A 20019-nucleotide genomic window follows, 5' to 3' on the forward strand; every position below is an offset into this window, starting at 1 on the left:
TCACAACCTAACAGGGGGTGTCGCCGGGTCACACGCGGAAATCGGTGCTGCCGCAGCTTCTCGTTCCGGTGTCGCCGCCGCCCGGCTCCTAGGATGGTGCCCATGCCCGTGTCCGACCTGTCGACGACCGCGCAGGACTACCTCAAGGTGATCTGGGCCGCGACCGAGTGGTCGCCGACGCCGATCACCGTGAAGCAGCTGGCCGAGCGGATGGGGGTGCGGGCGGCGACCGTCTCGGACGGGATCCGCCGCCTGGCCGAGCAGGGCCTGCTCGTGCACGAGCCGTACGGGAGCATCGAGCTCACCGAGAGCGGCCGCGCCAACGCGGTCGCGATGGTGCGCAGGCACCGGCTGCTGGAGACGTTCCTGGTCGAGATGCTCGGGTACGGGTGGGATGAAGTGCACGACGAGGCCGAGGTGCTCGAGCACGCAGTCTCCGACACGCTGGTCGACCGGATCGACCGCAGGCTCGGCTACCCGTCGCGCGACCCGCACGGCGACCCGATCCCGGCCCCGGACGGGACGCCCCACCGGCCGGATGCCGTGCCGCTGGCCGACGCACCCGCGGGTGTGGCGCTCGTGGTCACGCGCATCTCGGATGCGGACCCGGCCGTGCTCCGCTACCTCGCCGACCACGGCATCCGCCTCGACACGGTCCTGACGGTGACCGGGCAGCGGGCGCCCGCCGGCGACGCGACCGTTACCCTCGACGGCGCGACCGCGGCCGTCGACCTGGGCGCGACCGCCGCATCCGCCGTCTGGGTGGCGCCTCCCGCGTAGGGGGCGCATCCGACCTCGTCCCTAGCCCCGGTCCTCGTCCCGGTCCCTGCGCTCACGCATCCGCCCCCGCATCCGCTCGCGCATCCGCCCCGCGCATCCGCCCCGCGCATCCGCTCGCGCATCCGCCCCGCGCATCCGGTCGCCAAACTTTTGGCGGCCGATCGCCCTCTGTCCCGACTTTCTGGCGACCGAACGACGTTCAGCCGCCGCGCACCCACTCCCGGCCTAGATTGGTCGCCAAACTTTTGGCGAGGAATCGAGCTGGTCGCCAAACTTTTGGCGAGGAATCGAGCTGGGGGGAACTTTTGGCGACCGAACGGCGCCCGGGATGGCGCGCACAGGCATCGCCGACCCGGCCCAACCGCCAGCTACGCCAGCCCGACGATCGTCAGCACGACGAGCGCTGCGTTCAGCACGACGACGAGGGCCGCGATGGTCCAGCCGAGGATGCGCATCCCCCGCCCGTCCGCGCGCTCGCCCATGACCTCCTTGTTCGAAGTCAGCCGGATGAGCGGCACCAGCGCGAACGGGATGCCGAGGCTCAGGAACACCTGGCTGATCACCAGCGCCCAGGTCGGCTCGACCCCTGCAGCGAGGATCGCGATCGCCGGGATGAGCGTGACGACCCGCCGCAGGAGCAGCGGCACGCGGATCGTCAACAGCCCGGACATGATCGTCGCCCCCGCGTAGCTTCCGACGGATGCGGATGCGAACCCGGATGCGAGCAGCCCGATCGCGAAGATGGCAGCGATCACGGGACCCAGCGCCACAGAGATCGCCGCGTGCGCGCCCTCGATCGTGTTGGTGCCGCTCTGCCCGCCGAGGCTGGCAGCCGCGAGCAGGAGCATCGCGATGTTCACCGCTCCGGCGATGGCGAGGGCGCCGAAGACATCCCAGCGGGTGACCCGCAGCAGCCGCGAGACGACGTTCGAGTCCAGATGGTGGCCGTGGCGGTCGCGGGCCAGCGAGGAGTGGAGGTAGATGGCGTGCGGCATGACCGTGGCGCCGAGCATGCTCGCCGCGAGAAGCACGGTCGGAGCGCCGTCGAAGCGCGGCACGAGCCCGCCGACCGCCGCGCGCCAGTCGACGGGGCTCACGAACAGCCCGGCGAGGAACCCGATCGCGATCACGGCCAGCAGCCCCACGATGACCGCCTCGAACGACCGCTGCCCGCGGCGGGACTGCACGGCGAGGATGCCGATCGCGACCACTCCCACGATCAGTCCGCCGAGCGGAAGCGGGATGCCGAACAGCAGGTTGAGCGCGACCGCCCCACCGATGACTTCGGCCAGGTCGGTGGCTGCGGCGACCAGTTCGGCCTGCACCCAGAAGGCACGCCGCGGCCCGGTCGACAGCCGCTGACCGAGCAGTTCGGGCAGGCTGGACCCGGTGACGATCCCCAGTTTCGCCGACTGGTACTGCACGAAGACGGCGATGGCGTTGGCGGCGACGAGAACCCAGACCAGCAGGTAGCCGTACTCGGCGCCGGCGGTCAGGTTGGCCGCGACGTTACCGGGGTCGACGTAGGCGATGGCCGCCACGAAGGCGGGCCCGAGCAGGAGCAGCGCCCGGGCGCGCGAGCGGCGACCTCCGGGCGAACGGCGCCCGGTACGGCCCTCGACGTCGACGGACATGCCGCTCCCCACCACTGGCAGAAATGTTAGACCAGCCTAACATCCGGCCTCGTCCAGCCGAAGACCCGGACGCACCCTGGCACGACAGTGGTGAACGTCGGCCGTCAGTCGAGCACGGGCGACGACGCGCCCTCGGTCTGCTCGGCATACAGCCGCGCGTACACACCGCCGCGATCCATGAGCTCGCGGTGCGTCCCCCGCTCGACCACCTGCCCGTGGTCGATCACGAAGATCACATCCGCCGCCACGATCGTCGACAGGCGGTGTGCGATCGCGATCGTCGTGCGACCGCGGGAAGCCGTGTCGAGCGCAGCCTGCACAACGCGCTCCGAGATCGAGTCGAGGGCGCTGGTCGCCTCGTCGAGGATGAGCACCTCGGGGTTCTTGAGCAGCACGCGGGCGATCGCGATGCGCTGCTTCTCGCCGCCGGACAACCGGTAGCCGCGTTCGCCGACGATCGTCTCGTAGCCGTCGGGGAACGAGGCGATCGTCTCGTGGATGTTCGCGAGCTTCGCCGCCGCCTCGATCTGCTCCTGGGTCGCGTCCGGCTGTGCGTAGCGGAGGTTCTCGGCGATCGTCGCGTGGAAGAGATAGGTCTCCTGGCTGACGACGCCGATGTGGGAGACGAGCGACTCCTGCTCGAGGTCGCGCAGTTCGGTGTCGCCGAAGACGATCCGGCCGGCGGTCGCGTCGTAGAACCGGGGGATGAGATAGGACACGGTGGTCTTGCCCGCGCCGGACGGACCGACGAACGCCGCGAACTCCCCCGGTTCGATCACGAACGAGACATCGTCGAGCGTCGCGCGCTCGCCCGGACGCGCATCCGGATAGCGGAACGTCACGTGATCGAATTCGATGCGTCCGAGGTCGTGCGACGTGTCGACCGGGATCGCGCCCGGCCGGTCTGCGATCGCGGGCTTCAGGTCGAGGTACTCGAAGATGCGGGCGAAGAGGGCGCCCGAGGTCTGCAGGTCGAGGGCGACGCGCATGAGCCCGAGAAGCGGGAACAGCAGCCGGGCCTGCACGGTCGTGAAGGCGACGATCGTTCCGGCGCTGATGTCGTTCGCTCCGCCGAGGATCAGCCACCCGGCGACCAGGTACACGATGGCCGGGATGCTGGAGAGGAAGACGTTGACCATGGCGAAGAACCATTGACCGCTCATCGCCTGGCTCACCTGCAGCCGGATCTGGTTCTGGTTCTCGTCGTCGTAGCGGCCGACCTCGGTCGCCTGGCGGTTGAAGCTCTTCGAGAGCAGGATGCCGGAGACGCTCAACGTCTCCTGGGTGATGGCCGTCATGTCGGACAGCGACTCCTGCGTCTTCGTGGCGATGCGTGCCCGCACCTGCCCAACCCTCCGCTGGGCGACCACGAGGATCGGCATCAGGATGACCGCGATGACGGTCAGCTGCCAGTTGAGGAGGAGCATCGCCACGAACGCGGCGATCACCGTGACCGTGTTGCCGAGCACGCTGGAGACGGTGTTCGTCAGCACGCTCGCCACGCCGCCGACGTCGTTCTGCAGGCGGGACTGGATGATCCCGGTCTTCGTCTTGGTGAAGAAGCTGAGCTCCATCGACTGCAGGTGGCTGAACAGGCGCACCCGGAGTGCGCCCATCACCTTGTTGCCGACGGATGCGGTCAGGTACGTCTGCCACACCCCGAGCAGCGCAGACGTGACGAACACGACGATCATCGCGACGACGATCGAGACGAGCACCGGCATGTCCGGAGTGCCGCTCTTCGGGAACAGCCCGTCGTCGAACGCGCGCTGCGTCAGCAGCGGCGGCACCACCGACAGCGCAGCACCGACCAGGACCAGGAAGACTGTCATCACCAGGGCCGGCTTGTGCGGCGTGAACAGTCCGCTGATGCGCCGCATCAGGTGAGGGATCTTCGGCGCGGTCGCGTTGAGCGCCTTCTGGGCGGCGACGTCGCCGCCGCTCACCCGGCCGCCTCGACCGACGGGCGCACTCCGCATACTCACGGACCGAGCCTACGCTCGACGGACGACAGTGCTGACGGGATCAGACCACCCACACGGTCCGGTTCGCTGCCAGCGCACCGCCACTCACCGCATCCGGTTCGCTCGCGAGAAGGATGCGCGCCCCGGCCGGCAACGGAAGCGGTCGGGCGCCGAAGTTGGTCAGCACGCGCACGCCGCGGTTCGCGAACGACAGGTGCGACGCATCCGCCGCCCTCCACTCCAGCGCACCGCGCCCGAGACCGTGCTCCCGCCGCAGCCGGAGCGCCTCGCGATACAGCTCCAGCGTCGAACCCGCGACGCCCTCCTGCTGGTCGGCCGCGAGCGCACGGAACGCGGGCGGCTGCGGCAGCCAGGTCGCGCCGGTCGGGCTGAAGCCGTAGGCCGGCGCATCCGCCAGCCAGGGGATCGGAACCCGGGTGCCGTCCCGGCCGGTCTCGGCGCCGCCGGTGCGCGCGAAACTCGGGTCCTGGCGAAGCTCGTCGGGGAGAGTGGTGTGCTCCGGGAGCCCCAGCTCCTCCCCTTCATAGATGTAGGCGGACCCGGGGAGCGCGAGCACGAGCAGGGTCGCGGCCCGTGCCCGGCTGAGCCCAAGCGCAGCATCCGGCTGCTCCTCGTGCGCGCCGATCCCCCGCGGCCAGCTCGTCGGGTCGGACAGTCCGAAGCGGGACGCGTGACGGACGACATCGTGGTTGGAGAGGACCCACGTCGTGGTCGCCCCGACCGCCGCATTGGTCGCCAGCGCCCGGTCGATCGACTCCTTCATGCCGACCGGGTCCCAGCCGACCGTCATGAAATCGAAGTTGAACGCCTGCTGCATCTCGTCGCTGCGCACGTAACGGCTCAGCCGTTCGGCGGGCGCCACCCACGCCTCCGCCACGAGGATGCGGTCGGCTCCGTACTCGGCAAGTACAGCGTTCCAGCCGCGGTAGATGTCGTGCACGTCGTCCTGGTCCCACATCGGACCGCGATTGCCGCCGCCCTCGAGCTCCGCCGACGTGGTGTGCCAGTCGGGAAGGCCGGCCTGCTTGACGAGCCCGTGCGCAACATCGATGCGGAACCCGTCGACCCCGCGATCCAGCCAGAACCGGAGGATGTCCTTGAACTCGGCGACCACCTCCGGGTTGCGCCAGTTCAGGTCGGGCTGGCCGGGATCGAACAGGTGCAGGTACCACTGCGGTGACTCGCGCCCGTCGTCCACCCGCGTCCAGGCGGGGCCGCCGAAGACGCTCGTCCAGTTGTTGGGTGGGAGCTCGCCGTGCTCGCCGTGACCGTCGAGGAACAGGTAGCGCTCCCTCGCCGCACTCCCGGGTTCGGCGGCGACGGCTTCGCGGAACCACGCGTGTTCGTTCGAGGTGTGGTTCGGCACCAGGTCGACGATCACGCGCAGGCCCCTGTCGTGGGCGTCGGCGAGAAGCGCGTCGAAATCCGCCAGCGTGCCGAACAGTGGATCGATGTCGCGGTAGTCGGCGACGTCGTAGCCGGCGTCGGCCTGCGGAGAGACATAGAAGGGGGAGAACCAGATCGCGTCCACCCCGAGGCCGGACAGGTAGCCGAGGTGCCCGGCGACACCGCGGAGGTCGCCGATGCCGTCTCCGTCGGAGTCCGCGAAGGACCGCGGGTAGATCTGGTAGATCACCGCATCCCGCCACCAGTCGGTCGCCTTGGCGACCCCCGTCTGGGGAGAGGACCGGATGTCTGGTTTTTCGGTCATTTCGGCTCCAAATCGTGATGCAAGCGCTTACGTAAAACGCTTGCATATCCCCGGGTCACGGTATAGCGTGACGAACCAAGACGCAACCGCGCCTGCACCAAGCAGCTCAACGAGGAGTGAAATGAAAGCAGCACGTCTCTCCGTCATAGCCGGAGTCGCCGTCCTCGGTATCGCACTCGCCGGATGTACCGGCGGGGGGTCATCTGGTGGTTCGTCAGGCGGAGACGCCGGCGCCAACCTCACGGGCAAGGGTCCGATCACCTACGTCCAGGGCAAGGACAACAGCAACGTCGTGCGCCCGCTCGTCGACAAGTGGAACGCCGCGCATCCCAGCGAGAAGGTCACGTTCAAAGAGCAGACCACAGCGGCCGACCAGCAGCACGACGACCTCGTGCAGCACTTCCAAGCGAAGGACCCGAACTACGACGTCGTCGATGTCGACGTGGTGTGGACGGGTGAGTTCGCCGCCAAAGGCTGGCTGCAGCCGCTCACCGGCAGCCTGAAGATGGACAACTCAGCGCTCCTGGCACCGACCGTCAAGTCCGGAACCTACAACGGCACGCAGTACGCCGCACCGCAGACCTCGGATGGTGGCATCCTCTACTATCGCAAGGACCTCGTTCCCACGCCGCCTGCGACCTGGGCCGACATGCTCAAGGACTGCGCGATCGCCAAGGCACACCACATCGGATGCTACGCGGGACAGTTCGCGAAGTATGAAGGTCTCACCGTGAATGCCGCAGAGGCGATCAACACCAACGGCGGCACGATCGTCGGCGACGATGGCAAGACCGTCACGGTCAACAGCCCCGAAGCCAAGGCAGGCCTCGGCCGGCTGGCGGATGCGTTCAAGAACGGCGACATCCCGCCCGAAGCGATCACCTACATGGAGGAGCCGAGCCGCATCGCATTCGAAGCCGGCAAGCTGCTGTTCCTGCGCAACTGGCCGTACGTGTACAGCCTGGCCAAGACCGACGGAAGTTCGACGGTCAAGAACACCTTCGGCATCGCACCTCTCCCTGGCGTGAACGGCCCCGGTGTCTCCAGCCTCGGTGGACACAACGCCGCGATCAGTGTCTACTCCAAGCACAAGGCGACTGCGTTCGAGTTCCTGAAGTTCCTGCAGAGCGAAGAGACCCAGAAGTTCTTCGTGACCCAGGGATCCCTGGCACCGGTGCTGTCGGCCCTGTATGACGACGCGACGCTGAACTCGCAGCTGCCCTACCTGGCCACACTGAAGACGTCGATCGCGAACGCCGTCCCGCGTCCGGTCTCGCCGTTCTACCCGGCCATCACCACCGCAGTGCAGGACAACGCCTACGCCGCTCTCAAGGGTGACAAGACGGTCGATCAGGCGCTGAAGGACATGGCGGCCGCCATCCAGTCGGCAACCGCCGGCGGCTGATCCAGGGAACCGATCGATCCTGGGCGGCGGAGTCTCGACCTCCGCCGCCCAGGACATCCCCAACCACTCGCTTCCTCATCTAGGAGACACCGATGTCTACCTCGAAAGTCGTCGCACCACCCGAGACGCCCACCAAGAAGCCGACGCTCCGGGCGGGGGCCAAGAAGGCCCGCGGCCGAGAGGCCCGGTGGGCCATCTACCTGATCGCGCCGACGATGGTCATGCTGGCCATCGTGATCGGCTACCCGGTCATCAGCGCGATCATCATGTCCTTCCAGAAGGATGCCGGCCTGGATCCCGCGACCGGCCTGTTCGTGCAGGGCGGGTTCGCGGGCTTCCAGAACTACACGCACTGGCTGTTCCAACAGTGCGCAGGCCCCAACGGCACGACCGTCAGCTGTCCCCCGGGCAGCCTGGGCTCGCAGTTCTGGAACGCCGTGTTCGTCACCTTCTTCTTCACGGTCACGACGGTCGTCCTCGAGACGATCCTCGGAATGTGGTTCGCGTTCATCATGAACCGCACCTTCCGCGGGCGCGGCCTCGTCCGGGCCGCCATCCTGGTTCCGTGGGCGATCCCGACGGCCGTTACCGCGAAACTGTGGTTGTTCATCTTCTCGGTCGCCGGAGCCGCCAACGCCCTCCTCGGGATGCACGTCCTCTGGACCAGCGACGAATGGGCGTCCCGCTTCGCCATCATCATCGCCGACACGTGGAAGACGACCCCGTTCATGGCCCTGCTGATCCTCGCGGGTCTGCAGATCATCCCCGAAGAGGTCTACGAAGCAGCGAAGATGGACGGCGCGACGACCTTCCAGCGGTTCATGAAGGTCACGCTGCCGCTGGTGAAACCGGCACTGCTGGTCGCGATCCTGTTCCGCACGCTCGATGCGCTCCGCATCTACGACCTGCCCGCCATCCTCACCGGAGGCGGTGGCGGCACCGGTAATGCCACGACCACCCTCTCGATACTCGTGGTCAAACAGATCAGGCAGGGCTTCAACAGTGCCTCGGCCCTGTCGACCATCACGTTCCTCATCATCTTCCTCGTCGCGTTCATCTTCGTCCGGTTCCTCGGAGCCAACGTCGTCCGAACGACCGAGAACCAGCAGAAGGGCGTGAAGGCACAATGACCACCGTCGCCGGCCCCACAACGGCCACCACGGCCAAAGGCCCCTCACACACGCTCGACGTCGAAGCGAAGAAGAAGTTCCACCGCCGCAGGAGGAACCAGGGCATCCGCACGGGCGTCAGCGCGATCATCGTCGTGCTCTGGTGCATCATCCCGTTCTACTGGATGGTGGTCACGTCGTTCCGCGACGTCGGCTACACGTTCGAGACCACGCCAATCCCGACGCACTGGACGCTGGACAACTACGCCTACGCGCTCTCCACGACCGGCGGCAACCACCTCGTCCAGGCGATCCTGAACAGCCTGTTCATCGGTATCTGCGTGACGATCGTCGGCCTGCTGGTCGGCATCTTCGCCTCCTATGCGCTGGCCAGGCTGGACTTCCTCGGCAAGGGCATCGTGCTCGGCATCATCCTGGGCGCCTCGATGTTCCCCGGTGTCGCGCTCATCACTCCGCTGTTCCAGCTGTTCACGAACATCGGCTGGATCGGCACCTACCAGGCCCTGATCATCCCGGAGATCTCCTTTGTCCTCCCGCTGACGGTCTTCACGCTCACCTCGTTCTTCCGCGAGATGCCGTGGGACCTGGAGGAGTCGGCCAGGATCGACGGCTGCACCCAGTCCCAGGCGTTCCGCAAGATCATCCTTCCCCTGGCCGCGCCGGCCGTCTTCACGACGGCGATCCTCGCCTTCATCTCCTCATGGAACGAGTTCCTGATCTCGAGCCAGCTGTCCAGTGACGCGACGCAGCCGGTGACGGTCGCGATCGCGGGCTTCACGGGCAGCCAGCCGCACCAGGAGCCGTACACAGCTGTGATGGCCGCGGGGACCATCGTGACGATCCCGATCATCATCCTGGTGCTGATCTTCCAGCGTCGCATCGTCGCCGGCCTCACCGCCGGGGGCGTGAAGGGATAACCGATGCGCAGGGATCCCGGCTACTACGTGGACGTGGGTATCGGTTTCGTGGGCTTCTTCGCCTTCGTCTTCCTTATCGTTACGATCGTGAGCGAGCTCACGGGCGCCGATGCCCTCGGCTGGGCGTTGACGCTGCTCGTTCTCGTCATCATCCTCGGTCTGCTGTGGCGGGCACGCATCCGCATGCGTGACGCCGCCCGGCAGCCCGCGGACCGGCTCCACACGGGCTCCTGACTTTCGGAGTGGTGACTCACTGTGGCTGGCATCGACGAGGTCGCGCGTGCGACGGGCGTGTCCACGGCGACGGTGTCGCGCGCCCTTCGCGGGCTCCCGAACGTCTCCGACAAGACCCGTGCACGGGTGCGGCGGGCGGCGGATGAGCTGGGTTACGTCGCGTCATCGAGCGCGTCGGGGCTCGCCAGCGGACGCACACTCGCGATGGGCGTGGTCGTTCCGTCGGTGAGCCGTTGGTTCTACACCTCGGTGCTCGAAGGCGTGGACGCCGAGCTGCGTTCGGCCAGCTACGACATGATCCTGTTCAACCTGGGCGGTCACCGGGGCGACAGGGAGAGGGTGTTCCACCGCACGATCCTGCGGAAGAGAACGGATGCCCTCCTCGCGCTGTGCCTGGATTTCACGTCGGACGAACGTCACCAGCTCGCCTCCACCGGCCATCCCACCATCGTCGTGGGCGGGCCTGTCCGCGGGCTGCGGAGCGTGGGCATCGACGAGCGCGGCACCGCCCGCCGCGCGACCGAGCACCTCATCGGGCTCGGCCACCGGGACATCGCCCACCTCGGCGGGGAGGACGAGGAGGGCCTGAACCGTCAGGTTCCGATCGGGCGGATGCACGGATTCCAGGATGCGCTGAGGGACGCAGGAATCCCTGTGCGTCGCGACTGGATCATCCCGGGCGGCTTCTCTCTGCCGGTGAGCCGCGCGTCGATGAACAGCCTGCTCGACCGGTCCGGTCCGCGCCCCACCGCGGTGTTCGCCGGCTCGGACGAGATGGCGATGGGAGCGATCCTCGCCGCGATGGACCACGGGCTGCGCGTTCCGGACGACCTCTCGGTGATCGGGATCGACAACCACGACTACGCCGAGTCGTTCGGACTGACCACGATGGCGCAGGATCCGTTCGAGCAGGGCGCCGTGGCTGCGCGCATCCTCCTCGACGAGCTGAACGGCGGCGAGCCACGCGCCCGCTCCCTCAAGATGCCCGTCTCCCTGGTCGAGCGCTCGAGCACCGCTCCCCCGCGCTGAGCGCCCGAGCGGCGCTCCGCAGCGTTGGGCACAAGCACAGGAAAAAGCATCCCGAATCGGACGATGGGGATGCTTTTTCCTGTGCTCGAGGCCGGGTGGCGTGGCTAGGCCGCGGCGGTGAGTGCCTCGGCCTCTTCGAGGAGCGACTCCTCGACACCGTCGACCCGCTTGAGGTGGCGGTGGCCGATCATGATGAGGGCCGTCGCCACGAGGACGGAGATCGCTGCGGCGTAGAACGGCGTGGCGGCGGTGAACGTGGCTGCGAGGATCGTTGCTGCGGGCGGTGCGATGGCGCCGCCGAGGAACCGGACTCCGGAGTATGCGCTCGATGCGACGGCGCGGGGAAGGTCGGTCGCCTCCATCACGGACTCGGTCAGCACGGTGTTCAGGATGCCGAGCAGCAGGCCGCCGACGATGACGCAGACGATGAGGCCGACGACCGAGTGGATGACGAGGCCGGCCGCCGCCAGGTCGACGGCGAGGAGCGGCATGACGATCCACAGCACACGCGTGCGCGGCAGCCACCGGGTGAGCAGCGGCGCCACCCAGACCGACGTGACAGCGAGCGAGACGCCCCAGCCGAAGAAGATGAAGCCCAGGCTGATGGCGCTGGAGACCCCGAGCGGCACGAGCGCGAACGGGGTGTAAGCGAGCAGGACGAAGAACCCGATGTTGTAGAACAGTGCGGCCGCCGCGAGGAAGCCGAGCGCCGGGTTGGCGAGCGCACGGAACGGCGCGGACAGCTTCGTCGGGGTGAGCGTGCCCTCCGGGTCCTTGCGCAGCAGCGTCGCGATCGCGATGAAGCCGATCGCCATGAGCGTTGCCGTTCCGAAGAACGGACCGCGCCAGCTCCAGCTGCCGAGGAGCCCGCCGAGCAGCGGGCCGATCGCGATGCCGAGGCCGAGGGCCGCTTCGTAGAGGATGATCGCCGACGATGTTCCACCGGACGCCGCTCCGACGATCGTGGCGAGCGCCGTCGAGATGAACAGCGCGTTGCCGAGCCCCCAGCCGGCGCGGAAGCCGATGATCGACTCGACGTTCTGGGAGAGGCCGGCCGCGAGCGCGAAGACGACGATCAGCGCGAGTCCGATCAGGAGGGTGCGCTTGGCGCCGATGCGGCTGGAGAGCCAGCTCGTGAAGAACATGGCGACGCCGGTGATGAGCAGGTAGCTGGTGAAGAGCATCTCCGTCTGTGTCGGAGTGGCCTGCAGGCTCTTCGCGATCGCGGGGAGAATCGGGTCGACGAGACCGATGCCCATGAACGCGATGACGGAGGCGAAGGCCACCGCCCACACGGCGGTCGGCTGGGAGAGGATGTTCGCGGGTTTGTCGTGTGTCATGTGCTTAGCGGGTGCTCCCTCGAAGTGCGGCGGATGCGGCATCCGTCAGTTCGACACGCGAGCCGATGATCTCGACGGCGTGCCTGAGTGAATCGACCTCATCATCGGACAGGTCGGCGAACATGGGCAGGAGGGCGGCCGCGAGCTGGTTGCGCCAGTTCTCGAGAGCCTTCGCGCCCTTGGGGGTGATGGCGATCTGCCAGGCGCGCGCGTCGTCGGTGTCGGCGATGCGCTTGATCCATTCGGTCTCGACCAGGTTGCGGACGATCTTCGTCATCGTCGGCTGCGAGACACGGCTGTGACCGGCCAGTTCACCGAGGCGGAGCGGTCCGCTCGTGAGAAGGACGCTGAGCGTGCGCCAGGTCGCCGGCGATTCGGTGTTGCCCGTGACGCGGGCGGCGAGTCGGGCGAGGCGATGGCTCGTGACGACGAGGTCGCCGAGGATCCTCTGGAGTTCTGCGTCGGGGGCCACGGCGGGCGTCGCCTCCTGTGCTGCTCGGGATTGAAGTGCGGTGTTCATGCTTATCGTTCTTTCGTGCGGCGCGCGGCAGGTCTTGTGGGCATGCCGATCGTCGCGATTCTCCGGGGTTGGGATGTCTTCAATTATATATAGCTTACCTATCTAATTCAAGAGCCAGGCTATATAAGTGCCGGAATGAAATTGCACGTCTCTTCAGCTCACAATTGCGATGGTGCACTCTCGCAGAGAACGCCCCCGGCAGTACTGGCCGGGGGCGTTCTCGTGGGTGGGGGCTACCGCAGGACCGGCCCGTGCTGGGGCGTGCTGCGGTAGAGATCCGGCGGGTGCGCGGTGCGCGCGACACCCGAACCCCCGGACAGTGCGGCATGGAGGACGTGCCGCCAATACGTGGCGAAGGACCGCCACCTCGTCGTGGTATTCATCGTGGGTACTTTCCGTGAGCGATTGCTGGAGCAGGCGCACGCCGGAGAGCGTGCGTGGGCGCCGAGCGTCCGCATGCCTCGCGCGACCGACGGACGGTGGTCCGTTAAACGCACGAAGGCGCCGCCCCGTTGCGGGGGCGACGCCCTCGAAACGCGGGATGCTCGGTGAGGAGGATCCGCGTTGCAAGCGTCCAGCGGCTCGAGATGAGCGCCGGTCAGCCAGTGGAAAGTGCCCCGATGCCGGGGCGCAGACTACTTGAGGTTGACGGTGGCGCCAGCTTCTTCGAGCTGAGCCTTTGCCTTCTCTGCGGTCTCCTTGTTGACGCCCTCGAGCACGTTGCTCGGAGCGCCGTCAACGAGTGCCTTCGCCTCACCCAGGCCGAGGCTGGTGAGTGCGCGCACCTCCTTGATGACCTGGATCTTCTTGTCACCGGCAGCCTCGAGGACGACGTCGAAGGAGTCCTTCTCCTCGACCTCTTCAACGGGGGCTGCGGCGCCGGCGCCGGCGGCTGCAACAGCAACCGGAGCGGCGGCGGTGACCTCGAAGGTCTCTTCAAACTTCTTCACGAACTCGCTGAGCTCAATGAGCGTGAGCTCCTTGAACGCGTCGAGCAGTTCGTCAGTCGACAGCTTTGCCATGATTTTCTCCTTAGTTTTCTTAGTTACTCACCGCGGTGCAGTCATCCGTGGAAACGGATGGTCAGCTCGCGGACTCCTGCTTCTCACGCAGCGCGTCGACCGTGCGAACGGCCTTCGACAGCGGTGCGTTGAACAGATATGCGGCTCCGAACAGCGAGGCCTTGAAGGCGCCGGCCAGCTTGGCCAGCAGAACCTCACGGGACTCGAGGTCGGCGAGCTTGCCTACCTCTGCTGCGGTCAGCGGGTTACCGTCGAAGTAACCGCCCTTGACCACGAGGAGAGGGTTTGCCTTGGCGAAGTCGCGCAGGGATTTCGCGACGGCGACGGGGTCACCGGTCACGAAAGCGATAGCGGACGGACCAACGAGCTCCTCGTCGAACGACGAGATGCCTGCGTTGTTGGCCGCGATCTTGGTCAGCGTGTTCTTCACCACGGCGTACGTTGCGTGCTCACTGATGGATGTGCGCAGCGTTTTGAGCTGAGCAACGGTGAGCCCGCGGTACTCGGTCAGCAGAACGGCGGTCGAGCTCTCGAAAAGTTCCGTGAGCTCGGCAACCGTGGCTTCCTTGTTCGCCATGGCCTACTCCTAAATGTTTACGTCGCACATCGCGGAAGCGATGTGCGCCTCGACCACCGGAGTCCGACGCCCACAAAGAAAAAAGCTCCGGCGCAGAGGCACGGAGCTGGAAACGCCGCCTGTGTCAGAAACACGGAAACGAAATCATCTTCATACACCTGCGCGGGCCCTCACCTGGGTGAGCCTTCGATCGGGTGCGATTGCGCGCACGACGATAACCGGCGGTCTTTGGCTTCGTATAGGTTACGGGACGCGCGGACTCTGTTGCAAATCCGCGCGCCCCGTCACCGTGGGTTGGTGTCGGTCGCTACCGCCCGGCGTCCGCGCCCGACGCGCAGTGATTGCCGGATCCCGCGATGTTCACGGTCACGTCGACGTAGCGCGGACGGTAGTTGTCCACGTTCGTGTACACGTCGGCCGTATCGAAGCTGTTCACGTTGTACGTGATCAGCAGCCGGCCGTCGGAACCGAGTTCGGGGTGCGCCTTCGCGTTGTAGGTGAAGACGTTCCCGGAGGTCTCGGGCGTGGAGTAGAGCACCGTCTTGTTCGTGAACGGGCCCTCGAGCGAGTCGCTGCGGTACATGACGATCTTCGTGCTCAGCGGCTCCGTGGCGTCGCTGGTGACCAGCGTGTACTTGCCCTGGAACATGCTCACGCTGAACTCGTTCGCAACCCCGTCCATGATCCGCTTCGACGCGGTCTCGTCCGCGGTCCAGCCCGCGTCGCCGAGGAACTCCCAGGCGCCGGTCGTCAGCTTTCCGCCCCTGACCCGTGCGAGGTGCAGGTACTTCGTCGCCCCCAAGTCCTCGACGCCGTAGACGTAGGTGTAGCCGTGATCCTCGTAGATCGCGGATCCCCACTCGACCGTGCCGGCCGGCCGGTCGGTGATCCCTTCGAAGCGCATGCTGGGCAGCGAGAACGACGCGATGGCCGTGTGGTCGAACGCGAAATCCCACTGGCCGGACCCGGTCTTCGCGAACTCCAGGAGGCTCACTCGCAAATGCGATCCTTCGACGGTGCCGTCTCCGAACCAGAACCACTTCTGGTTCTCGTCGCCGCCGGGCACGGCGACAAGGGACGCGGGGGCCGCTGCGGTGCCCCCGGTGTAGGTCGTGAGGCTGCCGCGGTCGTCGACGACGATCGAGTTGTGGATGAACGGCGCGTCCTGGGGGCGCGAGTGGTCGGCGTTGACGGTGCCGAGGAAGGTGTCCGAGTAGAGCCAGGCCGTGCGGCCGCCCGGAAGCGCAACGCTGTAGGCAGAATCCGCCCCGGTCCAGCGCCCGGCGGTGTCGCCGTAGTGGCCGAACAGCTGGGTCAGCGGAGCATCCACCGACGCGGACGTGGTGATGGTCTCGGCCGATGCCGGGGTCGTCGTCGCTGCGGCCGGCGCGTGGCCGGCGGCGCAGTCCGCCGCCAGGGCTGCGGATGGCACCGCCGCGCCGACGAGGGCCACTCCGAGCACGGCTGCGACCGCTCCGGCCAGACGGGTACGACTCTGTAACCTCATGGATTCTCCATTCATAACATTTCTGGTATCGTTACCAGTCGCTGACGTTACCATCCACTCGGCCCCGAGTACAGCAATCCGCGTAGACGGCGTGCCCGGGTAGTAGGTTGATGTCGTTACCAGCTACGAAACAGGCCCCGAGGAGCGACCATGGATCCTGCCGCTCAGGCGAGCCCGACGCGGCAGCCCACGGTCAAAGAAGTCGCGAAGCTCGCCGGCGTCAGCCCGATGACGGTCTCGCGCACACTCGCGGGCGGGAAGAACGTCCGCCCGGAGGTGCAGGACCGCGTTCTCGAGGCCGTCAACGAACTCGGCTACTACCGCAACGAGAACGCCAGGAGCATCCGCCCCGGACAGGCGAGCGGCCTCGTCGGCGTCGCGATCACCAACCTCGGCAACCCGTACTACGGCGCCTTCGCCCTCGGGGTCGAGGAGGTCGCCGCCCAGTACGGCCGGCGCATCGTGCTCGGCAACACGGGCGAGGACACCGGTCGCGAGCGCCAGCTGATCGCGGACTTCATCGGCCGCCAGGTCGAGGGGCTCATCGTCGTGCCTTCGGGCGACTATGCAGCCCACCTGCAGCCGGAGAGCCTGCGCGGCACTCCCCTCGTGCTCGCCTCCCGCAGCGTCAACGGCGTGGCGGCGGATGCAGTGGTCCTGGACGACATCGGCGGCGCGTACCGCGGCACGAAGACCCTGCTCGACGCCGGGCACAAGCGGATCGCCTACCTCGGGAACGTGACGAGCGTCTTCACCGGCCAGCGCCGCTACGAGGGCTACGTCCACGCGCACGAGGAGGCCGGGATTCCGGTCGACCCCGAGCTGGTGCGCCGCGGTCAGCAGGATGTCGAGACGGCGTCGATCGCGATGAGCGACCTGCTCGACCTGGCCGACCCGCCGACCGCCGTGTTCAGCGCCAACAACCGCAACACGATCGGCGCCCTGAAGGAGATCGGGGCGCGCCTGAACTCCCCGTCGAAGGCGAAGAGCGCTTCTCTTCCGGCGATCGTCAGCTTCGACGATTTCGAGCTCGCGGAGATGATGCCGGTTCCGGTGACGGTCGTCGATCACGACGCGCGCGAACTCGGCCGCGAGGCGGCGCGGCTCCTGTTCTCACGCCTGCTCGGCGACGCGGAGCCCGGTCCCGCCCGCGAGATCGAGATGCCCACCCATGTGCGGGTCGTCCGCGCCTGACCGGGGGCGACGGTTTTCCATCCTGTTGGCCGATGCGCTATGGTAACGATACCAAGTCCGCCGACAGCGCTCCATCCCCCCGATTCGAAAGGAAGACCATGCCGACACTGTGCATCGATTTCGGTGGCACCGCGATCAAGCTCGGCATCCTCGACGGGCCGCGCATCCTGGCGACCGCCACACGTCCGAACGCGGGCACGGAGGCCGACCTCGACCAGGTCCGCGAGGCGTTCGGCGAACTGACCGCTGCGGCTGGTCGCACGGTCATCAGCGGCGTCGGAATCGCGCTCCCGGGTGTCGTCGACCGCGCACACGGCAGTCTTGTCGCCGCCCACGACAAATACGACTACGCCCACGGCCGCGACCTCCGAGCGTGGGCGGCAGAGGCCTTCGGCGCGCCGGCCGTCGTCGAGAACGACGCGCGCGCCGCTCTGGTCGGCGAAACCGCCTACGGCGCCGCGGAAGGCGCCAGGGATGCCGTGCTCGTCACGCTCGGGACCGGAATCGGGACGGCAGCCCTCATCGACGGCCAGGTCCTGCGCGGCGTCCACGACCATGCGGCGATCCTGGGCGGGCACATGACAGTCGACCTCGACGGCCCGGTCTGCAACTGCGGCAACGTCGGATGCGCGGAAGCCGTCGCGAGCACCTGGGCGCTTCAGCGCGATGTCGCCTCGGACCCGGAACTCGCAGCATCCCCTCTTGGCGAACGCGCCGCACGTGGCCCCGTCGGCCTCCGGGATCTCCTCGAGACCAGGGAGTCGCCCGCGGTCCGCGACCTCTTCGACCGCTACCTGCGCGCCTGGGGCGCGGCGATCGTCACCCTCTGCCACGCCTACGACCCCGACATCGTGGTCGTCTCCGGCGGGGTCATGCGGTCGGCCGATGTCATCCTGCCCCGGCTGGCGGAGTACGTGGATGCGAACCTCTGGTCCTCGTCGCACCGCCCTGCGTTCGTCACACCGTCCGCACCTGAATTCTCGGTCCTGCTCGGTCTCTCCGCGCTGGCCGAGCACGCCGGCGACAGCGCCGCGACCCACCGAAAGGACCCTTCGTGACGCTCGCCGATCACTCCATCCGTCCGCACGCGACCTACGACAAACAGCCGTCGATCGCGCTCCCGCCGGGCAGTGTCATCCGGTCGGGCGCCGAGGCGTGGAACGAACTGGACGTGGCCGCCCGCGCCGCCGCAGACGGCCGCCCTCCGATCATCGCGATCGACACCTACCCGGGAGTCGACCTCCCGGCGCTGATCGCGGAGTTGCGCGCGAGCCTCCCCGCATACGATGTGATCGACGTGCAGGAGGCCGCGGCGAAGCCGATCGCCGAGATCGACGCTCTCATCGGCCGCAACCTGACCGACGACCGCGTGTTCGGCGTTCTGGGCCACTTCACGCTCGACGAGTTCTACGACGCCGAGAAGCTGGCGGGCCTCACACGCTCGGTGACCGAGGCCGCGCGCCCGGTCATCCTGGTCGGCTGGGGTGCCGCACTCACTCCCGTCCCCGCGGGTGTCCTGGTGCTCGCCGACCTGGCCCGGTGGGAGATCCAGCTGCGGCAGCGTCGTGGCGCGACGAACTGGCGCACAGACAACGCCGACGAGGACAACCTCCGCAAATACAAGCGCGGTTTCTTCGTCGAGTGGCGCGTCGCCGACCGCCATAAGCGCGACCTGTTCGACCGCATCGACTTCGTGCTCGACACCAACACGAGCATCCGTGACGCCGGGCTGATCACCGCAGACGCGTTCCGCGCTGCCTTGGCGGATGCGACCGCAGCTCCCCTCCGGGTGGTCCCGTTCTTCGATCCCGGCGTGTGGGGCGGCCAGTGGATGAAGGACCGCCTCGATCTGGACCGCTCGGCGACGAACTACGCCTGGTGCTTCGACTGCGTGCCCGAGGAGAACTCGCTGCTGCTCGAGGCCGACGGGCGCGTCGTCGAGATCCCGGCCATGGACCTCGTGCTGATGCAGCCGCGCGGCCTGCTCGGCGAGAAGACGTTCGCGCGTTTCGGAGCCGAGTTCCCCATCCGGTTCGACTTCCTCGACACCATGGGCGGCGGCAACCTGTCGCTGCAGGTGCACCCGCTCAACGACTACATCCAGAACACCTTCGGGATGCACTACACCCAGGACGAGAGCTACTACTTGCTCGACGCCGACGACGATGCGGTCGTCTACCTCGGCCTGAAGGCCGGGGTCGACCCGGACGAGATGGTCGCGGCCCTCCAGGCGGCGACGGATGGCGAGCATCCGTTCGACGCGGAGAAATACGTGAACGTGGTTCCGGCGCGCAAGCACGACCATTTCTCGATCCCGGCGGGTACCGTGCACGCCTCGGGCGCGAACTCGATGGTCCTCGAGATCTCGGCGACCCCGTTCATCTTCACCTTCAAGCTGTGGGACTGGGGGCGCGTCGGGCTGGATGGGATCCCGCGCCCGGTGCATCTCGACCACGGCGCCAAGAACATCCAGTGGGACCGCGACACGGCCTGGGTCGAGAGCAACCTGCTCGGCCAGGTCGAGGTGATCTCGGAGCGCGAGGGCGAGCGCGAGGAGCGCACCGGCCTGCATGAGCTCGAGTTCATCGAGGTCCGGCGCCACTGGTTCACAGACGACGTCCACCACGACACGGAGGGCACGGTCAACGTGCTCAACCTCGTGGAGGGCGACGAAGTGGAGATCGCGAGCCCGACGGGGGCGTTCGACCCGTATCGCATCCACTATGCAGAGACCTTCATCGTGCCGGCAGCAGTCGGGCCGTACATCATCCGCCGCACGGCGGAGTCGCGGAGCGAACGCTTCGCGACGGTGAAGGCATACGTCCGCGGTACTCGGGACCAGGACGACTGAGAAAACACACAGCACAAGCACCCCGCCTTGCAGGTCGAATGCATTCCTGCTACCTTTGCCACTGGCGTTGGTAACGATACCAATTGTATCGGGAAGACGACGTACGATGGCCGAGGCCAAAATCCGGGGCGCACCACCGTTGTGCCGGGAGACACCTCACCTCGCACACGAACAAGGGAGTTC

The 20019-nt window shown here is 67.4% G+C and carries 17 protein-coding genes; 9 read left to right on the forward strand and 8 right to left on the reverse strand.

The window, feature by feature from the left end:
• The first annotated feature begins 102 nt into the window (after nucleotides 1–102).
• Entirely contained in the window at nucleotides 103–780 is a 678-nt protein-coding gene (locus tag ACV7NN_RS06595) for a metal-dependent transcriptional regulator (protein WP_463348775.1), read from the forward strand.
• Between the two features lie 368 nt (nucleotides 781–1148).
• Here the strand turns inward: ACV7NN_RS06595 and ACV7NN_RS06600 are convergent, their stop codons facing one another.
• The 3 genes from ACV7NN_RS06600 to ACV7NN_RS06610 form a co-directional block, all read right to left on the reverse strand.
• Nucleotides 1149–2414 carry an Nramp family divalent metal transporter gene (locus tag ACV7NN_RS06600; protein WP_463348776.1) on the reverse strand — a complete coding sequence of 422 codons (1266 nt, stop codon included), beginning with the start codon at nucleotides 2412–2414 and terminating at the stop codon, nucleotides 1149–1151.
• A gap of 104 nt (nucleotides 2415–2518) precedes the next feature.
• On the reverse strand, nucleotides 2519–4393 hold the full coding sequence (locus ACV7NN_RS06605) for an ABC transporter ATP-binding protein (protein ID WP_463351251.1): 1875 nt from the start codon (nucleotides 4391–4393) through the stop codon (nucleotides 2519–2521).
• 46 nt (nucleotides 4394–4439) lie between these two features.
• A complete protein-coding gene (locus ACV7NN_RS06610; protein ID WP_463348777.1) occupies nucleotides 4440–6110 on the reverse strand; it encodes a glycoside hydrolase family 13 protein in 1671 nt (556 codons plus the stop codon).
• A gap of 121 nt (nucleotides 6111–6231) precedes the next feature.
• Between ACV7NN_RS06610 and ACV7NN_RS06615 the strand changes: the two genes are divergently transcribed.
• The 5 genes from ACV7NN_RS06615 to ACV7NN_RS06635 all read left to right on the forward strand — a co-directional run bounded on the left by ACV7NN_RS06615 (nucleotide 6232) and on the right by ACV7NN_RS06635 (nucleotide 10825).
• Entirely contained in the window at nucleotides 6232–7515 is a 1284-nt protein-coding gene (locus tag ACV7NN_RS06615) for an ABC transporter substrate-binding protein (protein WP_463348778.1), read from the forward strand.
• Between the two features lie 92 nt (nucleotides 7516–7607).
• Nucleotides 7608–8645: a carbohydrate ABC transporter permease gene (locus ACV7NN_RS06620; protein WP_463348779.1), complete on the forward strand. Its 1038-nt coding sequence runs from the start codon at nucleotides 7608–7610 to the stop codon at nucleotides 8643–8645.
• Nucleotides 8642–9562 (forward strand): carbohydrate ABC transporter permease, encoded by a 921-nt coding sequence (locus ACV7NN_RS06625; RefSeq protein WP_463348780.1) that lies wholly within the window; start codon nucleotides 8642–8644, stop codon nucleotides 9560–9562. The genes ACV7NN_RS06620 and ACV7NN_RS06625 overlap by 4 nt, the downstream gene beginning before the upstream one ends.
• A gap of 3 nt (nucleotides 9563–9565) precedes the next feature.
• Complete coding sequence (locus ACV7NN_RS06630) at nucleotides 9566–9796, forward strand: hypothetical protein (RefSeq protein WP_463348781.1); 231 nt, start codon at nucleotides 9566–9568, stop codon at nucleotides 9794–9796.
• 21 nt (nucleotides 9797–9817) lie between these two features.
• Nucleotides 9818–10825: a LacI family DNA-binding transcriptional regulator gene (locus tag ACV7NN_RS06635; RefSeq protein WP_463348782.1), complete on the forward strand. Its 1008-nt coding sequence runs from the start codon at nucleotides 9818–9820 to the stop codon at nucleotides 10823–10825.
• 104 nt (nucleotides 10826–10929) lie between these two features.
• Here ACV7NN_RS06635 and ACV7NN_RS06640 read toward each other — a convergent pair whose 3' ends face one another.
• From ACV7NN_RS06640 to ACV7NN_RS06660, 5 genes are all read right to left on the reverse strand, one after another.
• Nucleotides 10930–12165 carry an MFS transporter gene (locus ACV7NN_RS06640; RefSeq protein ID WP_463348783.1) on the reverse strand — a complete coding sequence of 412 codons (1236 nt, stop codon included), beginning with the start codon at nucleotides 12163–12165 and terminating at the stop codon, nucleotides 10930–10932.
• 4 nt (nucleotides 12166–12169) lie between these two features.
• Nucleotides 12170–12685, reverse strand: coding sequence for a MarR family winged helix-turn-helix transcriptional regulator (locus ACV7NN_RS06645; RefSeq protein ID WP_463348784.1), 516 nt, complete (start codon nucleotides 12683–12685; stop codon nucleotides 12170–12172).
• A 635-nt stretch (nucleotides 12686–13320) separates the two neighbouring features.
• The gene (gene rplL, locus ACV7NN_RS06650) at nucleotides 13321–13707 is read right to left on the reverse strand and encodes a 50S ribosomal protein L7/L12 (protein ID WP_163291389.1); all 387 of its coding nucleotides are present in this window, start codon (nucleotides 13705–13707) and stop codon (nucleotides 13321–13323) included.
• Between the two features lie 61 nt (nucleotides 13708–13768).
• On the reverse strand, nucleotides 13769–14284 hold the full coding sequence (gene rplJ, locus ACV7NN_RS06655) for a 50S ribosomal protein L10 (RefSeq protein WP_463348785.1): 516 nt from the start codon (nucleotides 14282–14284) through the stop codon (nucleotides 13769–13771).
• A 307-nt stretch (nucleotides 14285–14591) separates the two neighbouring features.
• Complete coding sequence (locus ACV7NN_RS06660; RefSeq protein ID WP_463348786.1) at nucleotides 14592–15791, reverse strand: DUF4185 domain-containing protein; 1200 nt, start codon at nucleotides 15789–15791, stop codon at nucleotides 14592–14594.
• A gap of 150 nt (nucleotides 15792–15941) precedes the next feature.
• On the opposite strand from ACV7NN_RS06660, the gene ACV7NN_RS06665 reads away from it, so the two are divergent.
• From ACV7NN_RS06665 to ACV7NN_RS06675, 3 genes are all read left to right on the forward strand, one after another.
• Entirely contained in the window at nucleotides 15942–16985 is a 1044-nt protein-coding gene (locus tag ACV7NN_RS06665) for a LacI family DNA-binding transcriptional regulator (RefSeq protein WP_463348787.1), read from the forward strand.
• 98 nt (nucleotides 16986–17083) lie between these two features.
• Nucleotides 17084–18043 carry an ROK family protein gene (locus ACV7NN_RS06670; RefSeq protein ID WP_463348788.1) on the forward strand — a complete coding sequence of 320 codons (960 nt, stop codon included), beginning with the start codon at nucleotides 17084–17086 and terminating at the stop codon, nucleotides 18041–18043.
• Nucleotides 18040–19836, forward strand: coding sequence for a class I mannose-6-phosphate isomerase (locus ACV7NN_RS06675; protein WP_463348789.1), 1797 nt, complete (start codon nucleotides 18040–18042; stop codon nucleotides 19834–19836). Before ACV7NN_RS06670 ends, ACV7NN_RS06675 begins: the two co-directional genes overlap by 4 nt.
• Nucleotides 19837–20019 lie beyond the last annotated feature (183 nt).

Source organism: Leifsonia sp. Ger2509 (assembly GCF_055231915.1).

Excerpts from the sequence above, each read along its gene's own strand:
- ACV7NN_RS06670 (WP_463348788.1), top strand. The coding sequence starts at position 17,084 with ATGCCGACACTGTGCATCGATTTCGGTGGCACCGCGATCAAGCTCGGC.
- ACV7NN_RS06600 (WP_463348776.1), bottom strand. The coding sequence starts at position 2,414 with ATGTCCGTCGACGTCGAGGGCCGTACCGGGCGCCGTTCGCCCGGAGGT.
- ACV7NN_RS06640 (WP_463348783.1), bottom strand. The coding sequence starts at position 12,165 with ATGACACACGACAAACCCGCGAACATCCTCTCCCAGCCGACCGCCGTG.
- ACV7NN_RS06620 (WP_463348779.1), top strand. The coding sequence starts at position 7,608 with ATGTCTACCTCGAAAGTCGTCGCACCACCCGAGACGCCCACCAAGAAG.
- ACV7NN_RS06665 (WP_463348787.1), top strand. The coding sequence starts at position 15,942 with ATGGATCCTGCCGCTCAGGCGAGCCCGACGCGGCAGCCCACGGTCAAA.
- ACV7NN_RS06615 (WP_463348778.1), top strand. The coding sequence starts at position 6,232 with ATGAAAGCAGCACGTCTCTCCGTCATAGCCGGAGTCGCCGTCCTCGGT.
- rplL (WP_163291389.1), bottom strand. The coding sequence starts at position 13,707 with ATGGCAAAGCTGTCGACTGACGAACTGCTCGACGCGTTCAAGGAGCTC.
- ACV7NN_RS06605 (WP_463351251.1), bottom strand. The coding sequence starts at position 4,393 with ATGCGGAGTGCGCCCGTCGGTCGAGGCGGCCGGGTGAGCGGCGGCGAC.
- ACV7NN_RS06660 (WP_463348786.1), bottom strand. The coding sequence starts at position 15,791 with ATGAGGTTACAGAGTCGTACCCGTCTGGCCGGAGCGGTCGCAGCCGTG.
- ACV7NN_RS06610 (WP_463348777.1), bottom strand. The coding sequence starts at position 6,110 with ATGACCGAAAAACCAGACATCCGGTCCTCTCCCCAGACGGGGGTCGCC.
- rplJ (WP_463348785.1), bottom strand. The coding sequence starts at position 14,284 with ATGGCGAACAAGGAAGCCACGGTTGCCGAGCTCACGGAACTTTTCGAG.
- ACV7NN_RS06645 (WP_463348784.1), bottom strand. The coding sequence starts at position 12,685 with ATGAACACCGCACTTCAATCCCGAGCAGCACAGGAGGCGACGCCCGCC.
- ACV7NN_RS06630 (WP_463348781.1), top strand. The coding sequence starts at position 9,566 with ATGCGCAGGGATCCCGGCTACTACGTGGACGTGGGTATCGGTTTCGTG.
- ACV7NN_RS06625 (WP_463348780.1), top strand. The coding sequence starts at position 8,642 with ATGACCACCGTCGCCGGCCCCACAACGGCCACCACGGCCAAAGGCCCC.
- ACV7NN_RS06595 (WP_463348775.1), top strand. The coding sequence starts at position 103 with ATGCCCGTGTCCGACCTGTCGACGACCGCGCAGGACTACCTCAAGGTG.